Origin of the sequence: Campylobacter pinnipediorum subsp. caledonicus (assembly GCF_002022005.1) — a bacterium.
GTDB lineage: Bacteria > Campylobacterota > Campylobacteria > Campylobacterales > Campylobacteraceae > Campylobacter_A > Campylobacter_A caledonicus.
The window spans coordinates 778,065-797,819 of record NZ_CP017258.1 but is presented as its reverse complement, the minus strand read 5'-3'; the positions used below and the strand labels follow the sequence as shown (position 1 = coordinate 797,819).

Below are 19,755 nucleotides of genomic sequence, written 5' to 3'. Positions count from 1 at the left end.
TTCATTAACCTTGTAAATTTTTTAATTCTTCTTCTATTTTGTTAAATTTATCTGTTGCACTTTGTAATGCATCTTTGTTTGTTTTTACAACATTCTCAGGTGCACTTGCTATAAATTTCTCATTATTTAACATATTTGATAGTTTTACTATCTCTTTTTCAAGCTTATTTTTTTGTTGATTTAATCTATTTATCATAGCACTCATATCAATACCAACAAGAGGAACAAAACACTCCAAATTTTCACTAACATCTCTTACTGATTTTTCTTGGTTATCACTGCAAAATAAAACTTCTTCTGATTTTGCCAATAACTTAATATAATTTATATAATCACTTATATCATCGCTATTTTTATTAAGTTTTATATATGCTTTTGCCACCTTTGAATTTCCAAGTTCAACACTAGCTTTTGCACGGCGAATGCTTATTATCGCTTCTATAATGAGTCCAAATTTTCTCTCTATTTCAAAATCGCGCTTAATATTATTTGGATATGGTTTAACCATAATAGATTTTGATTCTTTTAAGTTTGTAGCACTTAATTCGTGAAATAAGTATTCGCTAATAAAAGGCATAAATGGACTAAGAGTTTTTAAAGCCTCTTTAAATATAGCCCCCAATTCACCAATACTACTCTTATCGGCCTTACTAAGCTCTATACCCCAGTCACAAAACTCATCCCACAAAAACTTATAAAGAGCATTTGCAGCATCATTAAACCTATAAGACTCTAAATTTTCTCTAACATCTTTGACACAATCATTAAACCTACTTAGCATAAACCTACCAAGCTGTGTTTTTATTTTTATATCACTTAAATTTTCAAATTTAGACTCATTTAATAAAAGATATTTACTTGCATTATATAATTTATTTGTGAAGTTTCTAACCAAAATCATTTTTTCTTCACTCATCCTTATATCTCTGCCTTGAACAGCCAAAAGTGTAAGAGTAAAACGAAGTATATCAGCACTATACTCATCTATTTTATCAATAGGGTCTATAACATTACCACTACTTTTACTCATCTTTTTGCCATCTTTATCTTTAACTAAAGCATGTAAATAGACATCTTTAAATGGAAGTTCACTAACTGCATTTTCACTTTGAAACATCATTCTAGCAACCCAGAAAAACAATATATCAAATCCAGTAATAAGCATAGTATTTGGATAAAATTCCTTGATATCATTCTCAAACCATTTTATATTTTTTAGCTCATCATCATTACCCCAACCAAGAGTAGATATAGGCCAAAGTCCACTTGAAAACCAAGTATCTAAAACATCTGGATCTTGATGGAAATTTTTGCTTCCGCATTTTGGACATTTTTCAGGTTTGTCTTCTTCACTAGCCCATTCATGAGAACAATCATCACAATAAAAAACCGGTATCTGATGACCCCACCATAACTGACGAGATATACACCAATCTTTCAACTCTCTCATCCATGCATTAAAGCTATTTATCCAATGAGATGGATAAAAATCAACACCACCATCATTAACTTTTTTAATAGCCTCATCAGCTATCTCTTTTTTTACAAACCACTGCTTTGATATATATGGTTCTACAATATTTTTACAACGATAACAATAGCCTACTTGATTTTCATAATCCTCTATCTTTTCAACATATCCAAGCTTATCAAGTTCTGAAACAATAACATCTCTAGCTTCAAGTCTTTCAAGTCCAGCGAATTTATCACAATACTCATTTAAGATACCGTTTTCATCAAAAACCGTAATAAAATCTAAATTATGTCTTTTGCCAACTTCATAGTCATTTACATCGTGAGCTGGTGTAACCTTAACCAAACCGGTTCCAAAATCAACATCAACATGCTCATCTGCTATGATTTTTATCTCACGATTTATTATAGGAAGCACAACACTTTTACCTATAAGGTGTTTATATCTATCATCGTTTGGATTTACCATAACAGCTGTGTCCCCAAAGTATGTTTCTGGACGAGTTGTGGCAACAACTATGTATTTATCACTATCTTTTAGATAGTATCTTATATGATACAATTTTCCTTTATTTTCTTTATGTTCAACCTCAACATCACTTAAAGCACCATCATGAGTACACCAATTTACCATATAGTTATCTCTAACTATAAGTCCTTTTTCGTATAAATTTACAAAGGCTTTTTTTACAGCTTTTTTAAGTCCTTCATCCATAGTAAAACGCTCTCTACTCCAAGCTGGAGTTATACCAAGACGACGCATTTGATATACTATGGTTCCGCCACTTTTTTCTTTCCATTCCCAAACTTTTTTTACAAATTCATCACGACCAAGTTCTTCTTTTTTTATACCTTGTGCTAAAAGTTGTTTTTCTACAACATTTTGAGTTGCTATACCAGCATGATCGAGTCCTGGTTGCCATAAAGTCTTATAGCCATCCATTCTTTTATATCTTGTCATAATATCTTGTAAAGTAAATGTCAAAGCATGCCCTATATGTAAAACACCTGTAACATTAGGAGGTGGCATCATAATACAAAAAGTTTTATCCTTTTGTTGAATCTCTTTATTTCCATCAATTTCAAAATATCCACGCTCTTCGCATATTTTGTAAAATTCTTCCTCAACATCTTTTGGGTTATAAAAATCAGCCAATTTAGTTCCTTTTTTATCAAATTTATATATTAATTATATTTAGCAAGATTATCCTATTATCTCTTTTACTTTTTTACCGATATCCGCCGGATTTGAGACTACATAAGCGCCGGCTTCACTTAAAGCCTTCATCTTGGAATCAGCACTTGCATTGTTTGAGTTTATAATAGCTCCAGCATGTCCCATTTTTCTACCTTTTGGTGCGCTAGCTCCGGCTATAAAAGCAACGACAGGTTTTGTGATCTTTGTTTTTATAATCTCACTAGCTTTTATCTCAAGCTCTCCACCTATCTCGCCTATCATAACAATAGCAAGAGTATCTTCATCTTTTTCAAACTCTAACAATAGCTCATCATAACCAGTCCCTATAATAGCATCTCCACCAATACCAATAGCACTTGATATACCATATCCTTGAGTTAAAATTTGATTTGCCGCCTCATATGTCAAAGTTCCTGATTTTGAAATTATGCCTATATTTTTATTAGATTTTGTAAAAATTTCAGATGGCATTATACCAAGCTTACATTCATCAGCACTAATTATACCAGGACAGTTAGGACCTATTATACGCATATTATATTTTTTAGATATCTCTTTTACTTTAAGCATATCCAAAATAGGAATATGTTCAGTAATTACAACACATAGTTTTATCCCAGCTAATGCAGCTTCTAATATAGCATCTTTTGTAAAAGCAGCTGGAACAAAAATCATACTTGTATCAGCACCAGTCATACAAACAGCCTCTTTTACACTATTAAATATATCAACACCAAGATGCTTTGTGCCACCTTTAAATGGAGTAACACCGGCTACGATATTTGTGCCATACTCTAGACATTTTTGAGTATGAAAACTACCTTGTTTACCGGTTATGCCTTGGACTATGACTTTTGTATTTTTATCAACAAGTATGCTCATATCTCACCCTTTTTTGCTATCTCAACAGCCATTTTAGCACCATCATAAAGATTTGAACTAGCATAAATTCCACTAAGTCCTGATTGTTTTAAAATTTCTATAGCTTCTTTTGAATTTGTTCCATCAAGTCTTATAACAACAGAAACATTGAGTGTTAAGCGTTTACATGCCTCACAAATTCCATGTGCAATAATATCACAACGGACTATTCCACCAAAGATATTAACAAATATAACTTTTACATTTTTGTCTCTTAGTATGAGTTCAAAAGCCTTTGAAACTCCATCTTCATTTGCACTTCCGCCAACATCTAAGAAATTTGCAGCAGAACCGCCAAGGTCTTTTATGATATCCATAGTAGCCATAGCCAAACCAGCTCCATTTACAACACAGCCAACATTTCCATCTAATTTAATATAACTCAAATTTAAAGCTTTTGCCTGATTTTCATTCTCATTTGTCTGAGTTAAATCATCTAACTCAGCTATATCTTTATGTCTAAACAATGCACTATCATCAAAGCTAAGTTTTGCATCAAGAGCATAAAATTCATCATCATCACTTATAACAAGTGGATTTATCTCCACCAAAATAGCCTCTTTTTGTATATAAATTTCATACAAAGATTTTAATAATTTTCCAAATTTTACACCAAGGTCTTTATCAAATCCTAAAAATTGTAAAAATTCCTGAATATGAAATCCACACAAACCAGTCTGAAAATCAATGCCTAATCTTTTAATAAGCTCAGGATTAGTTTTTGCTGTTTCTTCTATACTAACACCACCATCTTTTGAGACTATCAAGCTTATGTTTTCATTTATCCTATCAAAAGTAAAGCACAAATAAAACTCTTTTTTAAACTTAAGAGCCTTTTCTATATAAACTTTGTTTACTAAAATTCCATCTTTTGGAGTTTGTGGGGTTACTAGGTAGCTACCAAGCATTTCACTTGCAAATTTATTTGCTTCACTCTTATTTTTAGATATCTTAACACCACCCCCAATAGCTCTTCCACCAGCGTGTATTTGAGATTTAACAGCAAATGTATCTCCACCAAGTTCATCTAAGGCGTTATCTATATCCTCTTTGTTACTTACAACAATGCCTTGCATAACATTGACACCAAAATCTTTCAAGATCTTTTTTGATTGATACTCGTGTATATTCATATTAGGTTTTCTTTCAAAAATTTAATATTGTTTATTATTTTTTCTTCACTTATTTTTAATTTTTCTTTTTCATCATCATCTAGCTCTAATGGTAAAATTTCACAAATACCATCTTTTGACAATCTAACAAGACGACCACAAGCAAGCTCTTGGCTTAAAATGACGCTTGTGCTTAAAACCTCATCTTTATTGTCTTTTATAGCTAGACACATTTTAACCACACCTGCTGCCGGAGCATAAAAGGCTGATGTTTTAAGCAATTTTACTATTTTTGCTCCACCACCTTTTGTTTCAAACTCTATTTTATCAAATTCATCCTTATTTAATTTTGTATTCAAACTAGATTTTAAAACTATCATCTCATCACTATGAACACCAACTACCTTTGCTTTTATATCATTAGCTCTGATATTTTTTAGGTTTGATATCTCATAAATAAGTCTTGCGCTATCAAGCTCGCCAGCCATACCTATAATTTTGTTTTTATCAAAACCACTATAATTATAAGCAACCCAAACCATAACATCCAACGGATTTGTTACAACTATAATGATTGAGTTTGGTGCATATTTTTTTATATTTTCACTTGCTGTTTTTACAACTTCTGCATTTTTAATAAGTAAATCTTCCCTACTTTGACCATCTTTTCTAGGACTTCCAGCTGTTATCACAACTACATCAGAATCCTTTAAAAGACTATAATCATCACCGCCATAAACAGCACAATCATTTTCAAACACACAATTTGCTTGATATATATCCATAGCTTTTACTTTTGCAACATCTGCAAAAATATCTATCAAAACAAGTTCTTTACATACATTTTTTAAGCTTAACGCATAAGCAACACTTGCACCAACATTTCCAGCACCAATAACACTTATCTTCATATCTTTAACCTATTATTTTATTTAAAGTCTTACTAGGCCGCATAATCAAATCAGCCACCTCATCATCAATATAATACCAACCACCAAAATCTTGTTTTTTACCTTGAACCTCATTTAACTCACTAATGATTTTTTCTTCATTATTTTTTAATTCATTTGCTAATTGGGTATATTTTTCTTTTAAATCACTATACAATAAAGCATTAGCCCAATACAAAGCAAGATAAAAATGGCTAGCCCTGGTATCGTTTTCACCAACTTTAAGTTTAGGAGAGGCGTCATTGTTTAGATACTCGCTTATTGCCTCATCTAATGTTTTTGCCAAAATCTCTGCATTTTTATTATCTTTTGATTTTGCCAAAAATTCCAAAGAAGCATTAAGCGCCAAAAACTCACCCAAGCTATCCCAAATAAAGTGATTATCATTTATAAGCTCTTTTACAAGCATAGGTGCAGTTCCACCTGCTCCAGTCTCAAAAAGTCCTCCTTTGTTTAGCAAAGGAACGATAGATAACATTTTTGAACTTGTTCCTAATTCAAAAATAGGAAAAAGGTCTGTCAAATAATCCCTTAAAACATTACCAGTAACACTAATACAATCCTTTTTATCTCTTATAATTTCAAGTGTTTTAGAGCAAGCTATAGCTGGATTTAAAATAACAAAATCTTCATCTTTAAGGCCGTTTGATACAATCTCTTCTTTTAAAATTTGTATTAAGTTCAAATCACTCGCCCTATTTTCATCAAGCCAAAAAATCATATCTTTTTTACTATTTTTTCTCTCATCAAAAGCTAAAGATATCCAATTTTTAATAGCTTCATTTCTAGTTAAACACATTCTAAAAATATCGCCTTTTTTAACCACAAAATTAAACATCTCTTTATCATCAAAGCTTATAACAAACTCTCCGTAACTTGGTGCCACAAAACTCTTATCATGACTACCATACTCCTGTGCTTTTTTTGCCATAAGCCCTATATTTGAAACACTTCCAATACTTGAAACATCAAGCTTTCCATTTTGCTTAAAATCACTAAGAACACTATCATAAACACCGGCATAAGTCCTATCAGGAATAACAGCCTTACACTCTCTACTAGCGCCATCTTTATCTATCATTTTTCCAGAGTTTCTAAGCATAGCTGGCATTGAAGCATCTATTATTACATCATTTGGACTGTGAAAATTAGTTATTTTATTTTTATAATCAACCATAGCAATATCAGCTTTTTCTTCAAAGCATTTATTAAACTTATGAATTATCTCATTAGCATTTTTTAATTTTTCTATCTTTTCAAAAATATCTTTTAAGCCATTTTTGCTATCTATTCCGGCATTTACAAAATCTTTTTCGTATTCATTAAAAATTTCATCAAAATAAGCCCTTAAACAAATACCAAACATTATTGGGTCACTGACTTTCATCATGGAAGATTTCAGATGAAGACTAAAAAGCAAATTCTTTTGTTTAGCATCTTTTATCTCATTCTTATAAAAATCATATAATTTAGATGTATCCATAAAACTAAAATCAACAACATCGCCCTTGCTAACACTTATATTATCTTTTAAAATTATCTCTTCATTGTTGTTTTTAAACTTAATTTTTATATTTAGATCCCTATCTATGATTTTTGATTTTTCATTAGAATAAAAATCTCCATCTTTCATAGATGAAATTTCTGTTTTGTTATCACTATCCCACTCACCCATAAAATGTGGATTTTTCTTTGCATACTCTTTTACAGCCACCGAGCTATATCTTTTTGAATTACCCTGTCTTAAAACAGGATTTACAGCACTTCCTAGTATCTTAGAATATATATCAAATATCTTTTTGTTATCCTTATTATCTATGTCTTTAGGGTATTGTGGAATATCGTATCCAGCATTTATAAGCTCTTTTATAGCTGCATTTAACTGTGGAATAGTAGCTGATATATTTGGAAGTTTTATGATATTTGCATTTTTATCTTTTACTAAATTTTCTAAAAACTTAAGACCATCTTCTTTAAAACCAAAAGCTGACAAAATCCTACCTCTAAGACTTATGTCAACAACATCCAAATCAATATCAGATCTTTTTAAAAAAGATTTAACAATAGCAAGTAAAGAAAAACTAGCAATAAATGGGCTTTCATCTGTCTTTGTCCATATTATATCACTCATACAAACCTCCTAATATTATTAAAACCATCTACTTAATATTTTCATTATGTTCTTTTAATGTCTTTGAAAATTTATGTCTTTTATTTTTTCTATCCAAAACAAAATACAAATAATCACTCTTAGCTGGGCTTATAGCTGCTTTAATAGCATTTATAGAAACAGCACAAACTGGACTTGGCGGAAGCCCATTATTTAAATATGTATTAAACTCACTATTATCGCTTCTTATTCTTTGGGCTGTTACCTTTTCATGAGAGTATTTACCATAATTAAGAGTTCCATCCATTTGCAAACGCATATTTTTAGCAAGTCTATTGTATATAACAGATGCAACAAGTGGCATTTCATTATCATTAGCTGCCTCTTTTTGAACAATAGAAGCTATTGTTAATATCTTATTCCATTTACGCTCATTATACTCGCCATAAATTTTATTACTTAACTCTTTATGTATTTTTTTAGACAAATTTACAAGATAGTAAATAAGATGTTTTTCGCTCATCCCAATAGGAATAACATAGGTATCTGGGATCAAATAACCATCTTGCAATGGTGCTATAAGTTTATATTCTTGTAATAATTTATCACTATCAAGCTTTAACTGATTTGCTATATCATTTAAAAAAACAATATTTGTTTCTCCTGGAATAAGAGTTATTTTTGTCATAGCCGCCTTAGCTACAGTTAGTTGCTTTAAAAAATCAATTCTTGAAAGCTTTGTAGTCTTCATATCTATCCAACCTGATTGAATATGTCCTAAAAAAACAACAACATACTTATCAATACTACTTAATTTAAAATTTCTGCTAGCTAAATATGTTATAATTTCACTCACGCCACCTTTTGGAACAAATACAACCTTACTTGTATTTATTGGTTGTGATAAATAAAAAAACACACTTAAGGCAAATATGAAAAATGTATCAAAAATCATAAAAGCTATAGAAATTTTTTTTATATTTTTTATCATTATCTCTCTTTCGGTTATTGCAACTTTAAACTTAGGTATAAAAATAGATGACTTTGAACTATACAACCTAAAATTTGAAAAATTATACATAAAATTAGATAAAAAATTAATTGTAAGAGCTGAGAATATAGGCATTCCAAAATTTAAAGATAACAATAATAGCAAAAACTCATCTGATTATCTTTTAAATTTAAGTCAAAATGCTTCGTTATTAAATACTTTTTTTCAAGAAATTACTATACAAAATATAAAATATGATGATATAAGCATAAAAATAACATATCAAAATGATATTTTTTTTATAGATACGCCAATTTTTTTAGCTGATTTACAAATTTCTGAAAAATTAGACAATAAAACAGAGACCATAAAAGTAAAAAATATTTTCTTTAAAGACTTTGATATTAAATTAAATGGAATTATAAGCGCTAATTTAAAAGATAAAAAATATGCTTTTGTTGGAAATATTTCATCATATGAACTAAATGGTAAAATTGAATTTGCTCTAGTAAACAAACTCATAAAATACAAAATATATGATTTAAATGCCAATTCTTTAAAAGATTTTATTAACGCGTTAGATAATACAATAAGATTAAATTCAGAAGTAAAAAAATGGATCTATGGGTATGTTATAGCAAAAAAATATAATCTAAAAGAGATAACCGGCAAGATAGATCTAGTAAAAAAAGACTTTTTTTTAAATGGCCTAAAAGCTACAGCTAGCGCAAAAAATCTAACCGTAAAATTAGATAAGACACTAGATCCGATTAATATAAAAAGTGCTGATATAGTCTTAGAAAAATCAAATCTATACTTCAATCTAAACAACCCAACATATAGCAATCGCTCATTAAATGGCTCGAACCTTTATATATATAACATTTTTAAACACCACAATTCATCTGGAGTTATTTTAAATTTAAAAGGAAACTCTATCTACGATAAATCTATTGGTGATATTTTAAGATTTTATAAGATAAATATACCTATAGAACAAAAAACCGGGGATAGTAATTTAAACTTAAACTTAGATATAAATTTTGACACTCTTGAAGTAAAAACAAATGGAAAAATTACAACAGAAAATACAATAATAAACATAGCAAATACACCCTTTTATGCAAAAAAAGCAATAATTAATATACTTGATAGCAATCACCTAAACATAAGTGCAAAAGATTTTGGAACAGAACTTTTCAAAAGTGATATCAATGCCTCGTTTGATTTAACAAAAAAAATAGCAGATATTAATGGTTTTTTAAAAAATTTCAATATAGAGACAAAAAATCAAAGCATTCTTAATCTAAAAAATATGGATTTTAATGCAACTCTTGATTTTAGCGAAGAATACACTATACTAAGTTTTAAAGAGCTTGAGTTATTTATGAAATTTGACAAAAACAATAATATAACTTCTTATAAACCTATAAATTTTATACCAAGTTCACAACTACTAAAAACATTAAAAATAAAAAATGCAAGTTTTTTAAATATAAATACAATTGATTTTAAAAATTTTTATATAACCGCAAATAATGTTTTATTTGATTATCCTCTAATAAAAAAAGATGGAAGTAAATACGAAAATGATACATTTAATATATCAATAAGTGATAATAATATAACAGTAAAAAGCGAAAGTAAAAACTTGATTTTTGTATCAGACAAATACAACACAGATGTTGAGTTAAATGATGTTGATGTTCTTTTGGAATTTAACGATCAAAATGTAGAAAACACAGAAAAAATAAGGATAAATGGTAAAAATTCAAATCTAATATTTGCTGATATAAACAGAACTTTAAGACTACCTAAATACAAGGTATTACTCGCTGAAGATAGTTTGAGCTTTAATTCAACAAATAACGATAATCGCATAGTTTTTTCAAAAAATAAAGATGAAATTTTTTTTGAGGCTTTAAATATAAAAGGCGAATACGTAAATCAATTTTTAAATAGCAAAAGCTTTGATGGAGGAAGCTTTAAGCTAAAAGTTATTGGAAATACTGATGTATTTAAAGGCGAAATGAGATTTTATGACACTTATTTTAAAGATTATAAGATATATCAAAGTCTTCTTAGTTTTTTAAACTCAATACCAGCCTTACTAACATTTAAAACACCTGATTTCAACAATAAAGGTTTTTCTGCAAAATCAGGAAAGGTTATCTTTGAAAGAAACAAAGATATAATAAATTTTATAGCCATAAACATAGAAGGATCTAGTGCGAATATACTAGGAAAAGGATCTATAAATCTAAAGACAAAAGATATAAATATAGACCTTGAAATAGAAATTTTAAAAGATGCGAGCAAAACGATAGATAAAATTCCTCTTTTAAATCAAATAATTTTAGGAAAAGATAAAACACTTTCAACACTCATAAAAGTAAGAGGGACGCTTGACAATCCAGAATATTCAACACAAATTATTCAAGATACCATAATGGCACCTTTTAAAATAATAAGAAATATTTTACAAGTTCCTTTTTTGATATTTGATTAAAAAAATATTTTTTTGTAAAATCAATTTATAAAACTAACTAAGGATAAAAAATGGAAAAAATGTGGTCCGGAAGATTTAGCGAAGCAAGTAGTGAGCTTCTTGAAAAATTTAATGCTTCTATAAATTTTGATAAAGAGCTATATTTAGAAGATATAAATGGAAGTAAGGCTCATGTTAAAATGTTAGCAAAACAAAAAATTATTACAGAAGATGAGTGTCTTAAAATAACAAATGCTTTAAATCAAATTTTACAAGAGATAATTGATGGCAAATTTATCTTTGATATAAAAGATGAAGATATACATATGAGTATAGAAAAAAAACTAAGCCAAATAGTAGGTAGCGACATAGGCGGTAAACTTCACACAGCAAGATCAAGAAACGATCAGGTAGCTCTTGATTTTAGACTATATTTTTTAAAAAGCACAAAAAATATAGCACATGAATTACTAAACCTAATAACAACATTAAAAGATATCTCAAGCAATAACCTACAAACCATAATGCCTGGTTATACGCACCTTCAACACGCTCAACCGGTTAGCCTAGCCTTTCATTTAATGGCTTATTCTTTTATGTTTATGAGAGATTTTCAAAGACTTGAATCTAGCTTTAAAAGAAACAACTTAAGCCCGCTAGGTTCTTGTGCTTTAGCCGGAACACCACACAACACAGATAGGGATTTTGTTGCACAAGAACTTGGCTTTGAAGGCATCACACCAAATGCTATGGATGGCGTTAGTGATAGGGATTTTGCGCTTGAACTTTTATTTAATATAAGTGTTATTTTTACACACACTTCAAGACTTTGTGAAGAGATTATTATGTGGAGTACTAGTGAGTTTGGCTTTATAAAAATTAGCGATAAGTTTTCAACCGGAAGTTCTATAATGCCACAGAAAAAAAACCCAGATGTTGCAGAACTAATAAGAGGAAAAACAGGAAGAGTTTATGGAAATTTAATAGCTCTTTTAACAACAATGAAAGCTCTTCCGTTAGCTTACAATAAAGACATGCAAGAAGACAAAGAGGGTGTATTTGATAGTGTAAACACAGCGCTTTCAAGTCTTGTTATACTAAATCAAATGCTAAAAGAATCAAGCTTTAATAAAGAAAACATGAAAAAAGCTTCAATGACAGGACACCTTACAGCTACTGATTTGGCTGATTTTTTAGTTAGAGAAAAAAATATACCATTTAGACAAGCTCATTTTATAACAGGAAAAATAGTCGCTAAAGCAGAAGAGCTAAGTAAAGATATAAGCGAATTAAGCAGTGATGATATAAAAAATATAAATGAAAATATAGATGATGAAGCATTAAAGGTTTTAGACCTTATATCATCAATGCAAGCTAGAAAATCAAAAGGTGGAACAAGCACTCAAAGCGTAAAAGAACAGATAGATATCCTTGAAAATTGGATAAAAAATATAAATTTCTAATAATTTTTCAAAGGAGATAAAACTCCTTTGTTTTTTAAATCTAAAAATATATAGGCAAACTAACACAAAAAGTTTTTGGTTTTAAGCTTATCTCTATACTTCCTTTGTGTGCTTGTATTATCTGCAAACAAAGGCTTAACCCAAGTCCATTACCTTTGAGCTTTGTTGTTTTAAATGGTTCAAATACTATCCTTTTATCAGCTATGCTAACTCCGCTATCATACACATAAAACCTATGCTCTTCATCTGTTTTTTCATACCAAATTTTAACCTCTCCACTATCATTTTCATCATCCTCAATAGCATCAATAGCATTAAAAAGTAAATTTTGAAAAACCAAAGAAAGAAGATCTTTATCGGCATTATAAAAACCTTTTTGAAAATCAAGTCTTATATCTATTTCTTTTGAATAATCATAATATTTAAGCGCATCTTCGCAATCTTTTTTTAAATCCAAAAAGTTAAATGGTTGTCTATTTATATGAACGCCTTTTGTAAACAACAATGTAGCCTTTATAATACGTTCAACCCGCCAAATAGCACTTTGCATTTCTTTTACTATAAAAGAGTTTTTATCATCTACTCGCTTTAAAAGAGTTGAGGATAAAAGCGATATTGAACCTATTGGATTTCTTATCTCGTGTGCTAAATGAGCGGCAACCTGACCCATTGAAGCAAGTCTTTCATTTCTTTTTTGAGATGTTATATCTATTGCTGAAATTATCTTTTTATCATCTTTGTTTGAAATTTTTATGAGATAAAATTTAGCCTCAAATTCTATCTCATACTCGGCTTCATTCAAATCAAGCTGATTAAAAAGCTTATTATTTTTACTAGCTTGAGCATTTTGTAAAAATAAACTTTCATCGCTATTTAATATCCAAATAGCGGTAGGCAAAACATCCACAACATCTTTAATAATCTTTTGTAAATTCTCATAACTAGCATATAAGTTCTTATACTCTTGCTCTATCATATAAGTTTGTTCTATTAAATTTTTAAGACCAACTTCTAAATTATCATTCATATAAAATCTCCGATATATCATCTAAATCAATAAGCAAAAGTTTATCATTTTTCATATTTAAAAGCTCTGTGCTAAAACCACTTTTTGAAAACAAAACAATATTATTTGGCTTTAAGTCAAGCCTATCGCACTTATTTAAAAGTATATTTAATACATTTTTACAAACTTTTTTATTTTTATATTTAGCTTCCGCAACTATTTTATTTTTATTTGAGTTTACCAAAATATCTATCTCCAAATCTTTATTCCAAAAACTACTTACAACTTCATCTTTTAAATCAAATTTATATCTCAAATAATCACAACATATAAGTTCAAATCCCAAAGATGCATACTCATCAAAATGAGACTTTATATATTCAAGCACTCCATCAACATTGCCCTGTTTTAGTTGCTTTAATCTTGGTTCTATAAACCTAAACCAAAACCTATAAAAATGAGTACTAAAATGTATTTTATCCTGAATTTTATACCTTCTATCACATTTTTTAAGCTTTTGATTTTTATATAGTTTTGTTATCGGTTGTTCTCTGCTTTTTTCTATATATAATATGTTTTTATTAAATAAATTTTCATAGGTTTTTATAGCCAAACTTCTTGGCATCATCTTATAAATTTTAAGCCATTTTCTATCATTTTTTGCAAAATTTCTTAACGCATATCTCTCTTCAACAGATAAATCATCAAATTCTTTTGATACATTGTCTATATTTTTTATGATTTCATTATCTATTGCTTCAAAAATATCATAGTAAGATTTTTGTGTTTTTAATCCATCAAATACAAGATAAAATTTAATAAGTTCATCAATATCAAGATGTTTATTTGTTTGGAAGAAATTTTTAAGAGATTTTATACAAAACCTCCATTTAGAAATTTAAATACAAGGGCTTTTATGCCCTTGTATTGTATGTTATCAAGTTCTAAACTCACCAAGTTTAGCATTTAATGTATCTGTCATCTTATTTAGATGTTCAGCAGCAGCTGCTATCTCTTCAACACTTCTTGCATTTTCGGTTGATATATGGTTTATATTATCCATGCCACTTGCTATACCATCTATATTTTTACCTGTTAGTATATAGTCCTCAACAGTTTTGTCAGATAGTTTTATAGCATCTCCTATAGCTGAACTCATAACTTTTATAGTCTCTTCTACATTAGCAGCAACCTTTGTAAGCTCTCCTATTTGTTTAGAGTTTTCATTCATTTGAGTGCTTGATTCTGTAATAGCTTGAACTATTACATTTATAGTCGCATTTATCTCTGTTAAGCTTTTTTGTGTTCTTTCAGCTAGTTGTCTTACTTCATCAGCAACAACCGCAAAGCCTCTACCATGCTCTCCAGCTCTTGCTGCTTCTATAGCTGCATTAAGTGCTAGTAGGTTTGTTTGATCCGCTATGTCATTTATAACCACAAGAACTGATTTAACTTGTTCAGCATCTTTGCTTAGTTGATCTATCTTATTTGCCATATCAAACTCTGTTTGAGCTGTTTGAGTTATCTCTGATGCAAGTTCTGTTATAGCCTTATTAGCTTCCTGTATATATCCAGTTGCTTTTTGCAAATCATCTTTACCTTTTTGAGCTATTTCAACTGATGACTTCATGTTTTCTTGTATATCTGAGCAATTTTTAGATGTATCTGTAATAATAGCTGTTGAGTCTTCCACTCTCTTACCTGTTTGAAGTGATGTAGAGCTTAATTCATTTGCTATAGATGAGTTTTCACTAGATAGATGCTTGGCATCATTTATTAACACCCTTACCTTTTCTATAAAGTTATTTATAGCATCACTAGCCATTGCTATTTCATCTTTTCCAATAACTTCAAGTTTTCTTGTTAAGTCTCCATCTCCACTTGATAGATTTCTTGCTCTATTTATTAGTTCGTTAAGTGGTTTGGTGATTGAAAACTTAGTATAAACAAGAGCTAAAACAATCATTATTATAGATACAACAGCAGCAGAAGTGATAAACTCGAGCAATTGTATATTTGATTTTGATTCCATGTCTGAGATTATTTCATTTGTATTTTTATACATAGGCTCAAGATCAGTTGCTACGTTAAATATATAACTTTTACCTTCTATAGTTAACCTTTTAGAAAATCCCATCTTCCTGCTTCCATTCCATTTATAGAATAAAAACTTTTCTCTATCATCAGCTATTTTAATTAATTCTTGATAAATTTTAACACCATCTTGAGATGTTAAATCCCATTTACTAGTTCCGATCCAATCCTTATTTACAGGATGCATAAAGACCTTACCCTTGTCATCAAAAACAAACACATATCCACCATCACCAAATCTTATATTTTCTATAAACTCCAAAATATCTTTAGTAGCTTCTCCTGGCTTTTCGCCAAACTCTTCATACTCTTTGTTGATATCTTTAACAAAACCAACATATATATCCATATTTTCTTGCAAGCCCACCTTTTTTTCCTCGATAATCTCTTCTCTAAGCTTAGCTTTTGAGTATTCAATATTATCAGAGGTCATATCGTTTGCTAAATAAGCAAGCACTGCTAACAATAGTACCAATGATGATACTATCATTGTAAAAATTTTGGTAGAAATTTTCATTTCACAATCCTTTCATTAATTCTTTGTTTATAGATTTTTAATCTAATTCATCAATTATACCAAAAATTTAATTATAAATTATCAAAAATAATATATAATTGATATTACAAATTATTAGATAACAAAAATATACTATGATTTAAATACTTTTATTATAATTTATATATTATTTTTTAGGTATAATTTTACAAAACAAAAGAATATTCGGGAAACAAAAATTTGGTAAATTTAGAACATATAAGAAAAAATATAATATTAAAAGATGGAATTTATTATTTTGATTATACAGCTTCAGGACTTGCGTATAAAGATATAGAGGATAAAATTTCAAATGTTTTACTCACATATGCAAATACTCATTCAGATAGCTCATTAAATGCCATAATAACTCAAACATTATATGAAAAATCCAGAAGTGAGTTAAAAAATTCACTACAATTAGATGATAGTTTTTATCTGCTTCCTTGCGGTTTTGGCTCAACCTCGGCTATAAAGAAATTTCAAGAGTTATTAGGTCTTTATATACCACCAAAAACAAAGGCTAGATACAATATAAAACAACCAAGCAACGTTCCTCTTGTGATCGTAGGTCCATATGAGCACCACTCAAATGAGGTTAGCTTTAGAGAAGCTCTTTGTGATACAGTAAGAGTAAGACTAGGCGAAAAAGGCGAAATAGATCTAGTACATTTAGAACAAATTCTAAAACTTAATAAAAATCGTGAAATCATAGCCTCTTTTAGTGTATGTTCAAATGTAACAGGAATAATAACTGATTATAAAAAAATATACAATCTTGTTAAAAAATATAATGGCATAGTTGCACTTGATGCGGCTAGTTTTAGTGCTTATAAAAATGTTGATTGTAACTATTTTGACGCATTGTTTTTATCTCCACATAAACTACTTGGTGGAGTTGAAAGCTGCGGATTACTTGCGATCAAAAAAGAGTTATGCGATTTAAATGAGCCAACATTTGCAGGTGGAGGAACTGTTAGTTATGTAAGCAGAACAAGTCATATATATGATAAAAACATAGAACAACTAGAACAAGCTGGAACACCACCGATACTTGAACTAATAAGGGCAAATTTAGCATACAAGCTAAGAGATGAGATAGGCAAAGCTATATGCGAAAACGAAAACGAACTTTGCGAGTATTTTGAAAAAAGAATACAAGAGATAGAAAATTTACAGCTATACACACCATTAAATTTAACAAAACTTCCAATTTTTTCTTTTAATATCAAAGGAATATCACCTTATGATTTAGCAGCTATTTTAAGTAAAGATTTTGGGATACAAACAAGGGCTGGTTGTGCATGCGCTGGACCTTATGGACACGAATTATTAAAAATGAGAGATAATCAAAAGCTGGAAGAAAAACCGGGCTGGCTTAGAGTTAGTCTACATTATACCCATACTTTTGATGATATAGATTATTTTATAGATTCTTTACAAAAAAGTATCAAAAAATATCACACTACCTGGGCTGAAGAAATTTCAATGCAATCGCTATTTTAGACAATGCTTTTAACAAAATCAAGCCTATTTAAAAGTCTATTAATTTTATCTAGGTTTTGAATTTCTTCTTTTGAACAAAAATATCTAACGAGATTATTTGGTTTTGAAGCTAAATTTAAATTACTAACCATATTTAAAGTTCCATTTATACCATCTATAAATTTAATATGATCAGGTAAAATATCTTTCAAAATATCTTTAAAGTAATTAAAATGAGTGCAACCTAAAACCAAAGAAGAATAGTCATTTAAGTTTAAATTTTTAAAAGATTTTTGTAAATATAATTTTACATTATCGGTTGTAAATTCTTCATTTTCAGCAAAACTAACAAGTTTGGGCAAAGCCAAGGCATCAACAAAATCACTAGCATTTAATTTATCTATAAGTTTTTTTAATTTAGTGCCATTTATTGTAGCTGGTGTTGCTATAAGAAGTGTTTTTTGATCTTCAAAAGTATTTAATGCTAATTTTACAGCTGGCTCCATACCTATTATAGGCAAGCTAAATTTATCTCTTAATGCTACTATTGAAGCACTTGTAGCTGTATTGCAAGCAACAACTATAGCATCAACACCCAAATCAACCAAAAACTTACAAGCATTTATGCTCAAATCGGTTATTTCTTTGACGCTTTTTGTTCCATAAGGGACATTTTTGCTATCAGCAAAATAAAAAAACTCATAGCCATCAAATCTAACCATAGCCTCATTTAAAACACTTAAACCACCAAAACCAGAATCAAAAAAACCTATTTTCATTTTTTACCTTTTAAAAAAGCAAAATTATATAAAACAAAAGCTATAATTTTACATAAATTTAATAGGAAATTTTAGTGAAATACAAACTAGACAATAAAGAAAATTTTGAATTATCTTTACTTTTTTGGTTAACAAGGTATGTAAAATACAAACTAAGCTCACTTTCAAACAAAGAGCTAAGAGAGCCAAAAATGCTAGCTTCTGTTAATTATAATCTAAACAAAGAGATAAACAATATAGAAAAGTTAGATGGCTTGGTTAAGATGGCTAGAAATGCTGGCTTAACTGGTATAAACACATATTTTAATCCGCTTAAAAAACTTTATGAAACCTTATGTTTTTATGGGCTTGAAAGTCTAAAACAGATAGATGAAGAGCTTTTGAGTGAAACCTTAGCTAGTATTACCGGCGGATTAAGCGATGCTAGTAAAAAAAATTATAGAATAAGTGTGATTAATTTTTTTGCATTTTTAGATAAGCAAAACGAAGAAGATGGAAAATCGCATATTTTTGATATCGAACTTAAAAATTGGGGCGGAATAACTGGAAGCAAAGGACAAAAGCTCCCTGAATTTATGAGCGAAGATGAGTTAAAAAAATTTCTTACAGCGATAGATGAAGCTGATTTTAAAAGCAATGAAAATAGAAACAAACTTATAATAAAGCTTATAATTTTTACTGGAATTAGAGTAAGCGAGGCACTTAATCTAAAAAGAAAAGATATAACCCAAGATGATGATTTATACACTATCAGAATAAGGGGAAAAGGCAATAAATATAGAATTGTAATGATAAAAAGAAATTTGATAGAAAAATTTTTAGATGCCATAGCCATAAATTATATAAACAAAGAGGGGTATTTATTTGTCAATAAAAAAGGTACTAGACTTACCCAAGCTTATGTAAGTAGGATAGTAGAGCAGATACTTTTTCAAGCGGGAATAAGAAAAGAAAAAAATGGGGCACATATGCTAAGGCATACATTTGCAACAATGCTTTATAAAAAGCAAAAAGATATAGTTTTGGTTCAAGAAGCATTGGGACATGCTAGTCTAAACACATCTAGAATTTATACCCATTTTGATAACAACAAACTAAGATTAGCTGCACAAGTAGCGCAAGATTTAAGTGAAAATTCATAAAAGGATAA

The 19,755-nt window shown here is 29.2% G+C and carries 14 protein-coding genes; 4 read left to right on the top strand and 10 right to left on the bottom strand.

Features of this window, described 5'->3' with window-relative positions:
• Positions 1 to 4: 4 nt before the first annotated feature.
• Genes CPIN18021_RS04045 through mltG form a run of 6 tightly spaced genes read right to left on the bottom strand, consistent with a single transcriptional unit; the run spans position 5 to position 8,755 of the window.
• Positions 5 to 2,629 (bottom strand): valine--tRNA ligase, encoded by a 2,625-nt coding sequence (locus tag CPIN18021_RS04045; RefSeq protein ID WP_078424466.1) that lies wholly within the window; start codon positions 2,627 to 2,629, stop codon positions 5 to 7.
• A 48-nt stretch (positions 2,630 to 2,677) separates the two neighbouring features.
• Positions 2,678 to 3,553, bottom strand: coding sequence for a succinate--CoA ligase subunit alpha (sucD, locus tag CPIN18021_RS04040; protein WP_078424465.1), 876 nt, complete (start codon positions 3,551 to 3,553; stop codon positions 2,678 to 2,680).
• Positions 3,550 to 4,725, bottom strand: coding sequence for an ADP-forming succinate--CoA ligase subunit beta (sucC, locus tag CPIN18021_RS04035; protein WP_078424464.1), 1,176 nt, complete (start codon positions 4,723 to 4,725; stop codon positions 3,550 to 3,552). The genes sucD and sucC overlap by 4 nt, the downstream gene beginning before the upstream one ends.
• Complete coding sequence (locus CPIN18021_RS04030) at positions 4,722 to 5,615, bottom strand: malate dehydrogenase (protein WP_078424463.1); 894 nt, start codon at positions 5,613 to 5,615, stop codon at positions 4,722 to 4,724. Before CPIN18021_RS04030 ends, sucC begins: the two co-directional genes overlap by 4 nt.
• 4 nt (positions 5,616 to 5,619) lie before the next feature.
• Positions 5,620 to 7,785, bottom strand: a complete 2,166-nt coding sequence (locus tag CPIN18021_RS04025) for an NADP-dependent isocitrate dehydrogenase (protein WP_078424462.1) — start codon at positions 7,783 to 7,785, stop codon at positions 5,620 to 5,622.
• Between the two features lie 28 nt (positions 7,786 to 7,813).
• Positions 7,814 to 8,755, bottom strand: a complete 942-nt coding sequence (gene mltG, locus CPIN18021_RS04020; RefSeq protein ID WP_078424461.1) for an endolytic transglycosylase MltG — start codon at positions 8,753 to 8,755, stop codon at positions 7,814 to 7,816.
• Here mltG and CPIN18021_RS04015 point away from each other — a divergent pair.
• Together CPIN18021_RS04015 and argH are read left to right on the top strand one after the other, a co-directional pair.
• The gene (locus CPIN18021_RS04015; protein WP_078424460.1) at positions 8,697 to 11,264 is read left to right on the top strand and encodes a YhdP family protein; all 2,568 of its coding nucleotides are present in this window, start codon (positions 8,697 to 8,699) and stop codon (positions 11,262 to 11,264) included. The genes mltG and CPIN18021_RS04015 overlap by 59 nt on opposite strands.
• Positions 11,265 to 11,314: 50 nt before the next feature.
• Positions 11,315 to 12,706, top strand: coding sequence for an argininosuccinate lyase (gene argH, locus CPIN18021_RS04010; protein ID WP_078424459.1), 1,392 nt, complete (start codon positions 11,315 to 11,317; stop codon positions 12,704 to 12,706).
• A 40-nt stretch (positions 12,707 to 12,746) separates the two neighbouring features.
• Here argH and CPIN18021_RS04005 read toward each other — a convergent pair whose 3' ends face one another.
• The 3 genes from CPIN18021_RS04005 to CPIN18021_RS03995 all read right to left on the bottom strand — a co-directional run bounded on the left by CPIN18021_RS04005 (position 12,747) and on the right by CPIN18021_RS03995 (position 16,323).
• On the bottom strand, positions 12,747 to 13,733 hold the full coding sequence (locus CPIN18021_RS04005; protein WP_078423250.1) for a sensor histidine kinase: 987 nt from the start codon (positions 13,731 to 13,733) through the stop codon (positions 12,747 to 12,749).
• Positions 13,726 to 14,337, bottom strand: a complete 612-nt coding sequence (locus CPIN18021_RS04000; protein ID WP_226995996.1) for a DUF234 domain-containing protein — start codon at positions 14,335 to 14,337, stop codon at positions 13,726 to 13,728. Before CPIN18021_RS04000 ends, CPIN18021_RS04005 begins: the two co-directional genes overlap by 8 nt.
• 312 nt (positions 14,338 to 14,649) lie before the next feature.
• Positions 14,650 to 16,323, bottom strand: a complete 1,674-nt coding sequence (locus CPIN18021_RS03995) for a methyl-accepting chemotaxis protein (RefSeq protein WP_078424457.1) — start codon at positions 16,321 to 16,323, stop codon at positions 14,650 to 14,652.
• Positions 16,324 to 16,542: 219 nt separating this feature from the next.
• Here CPIN18021_RS03995 and CPIN18021_RS03990 point away from each other — a divergent pair, with 219 nt between their 5' ends.
• Positions 16,543 to 17,847, top strand: coding sequence for an aminotransferase class V-fold PLP-dependent enzyme (locus tag CPIN18021_RS03990; protein ID WP_078424456.1), 1,305 nt, complete (start codon positions 16,543 to 16,545; stop codon positions 17,845 to 17,847).
• Here the strand turns inward: CPIN18021_RS03990 and murI are convergent.
• The gene (murI, locus tag CPIN18021_RS03985; protein ID WP_078423246.1) at positions 17,844 to 18,605 is read right to left on the bottom strand and encodes a glutamate racemase; all 762 of its coding nucleotides are present in this window, start codon (positions 18,603 to 18,605) and stop codon (positions 17,844 to 17,846) included. The genes CPIN18021_RS03990 and murI overlap by 4 nt on opposite strands.
• A gap of 74 nt (positions 18,606 to 18,679) precedes the next feature.
• Here murI and CPIN18021_RS03980 point away from each other — a divergent pair, with 74 nt between their 5' ends.
• Positions 18,680 to 19,747, top strand: a complete 1,068-nt coding sequence (locus CPIN18021_RS03980) for a tyrosine-type recombinase/integrase (protein WP_078423245.1) — start codon at positions 18,680 to 18,682, stop codon at positions 19,745 to 19,747.
• The last annotated feature ends 8 nt before the right edge of the window (positions 19,748 to 19,755 follow it).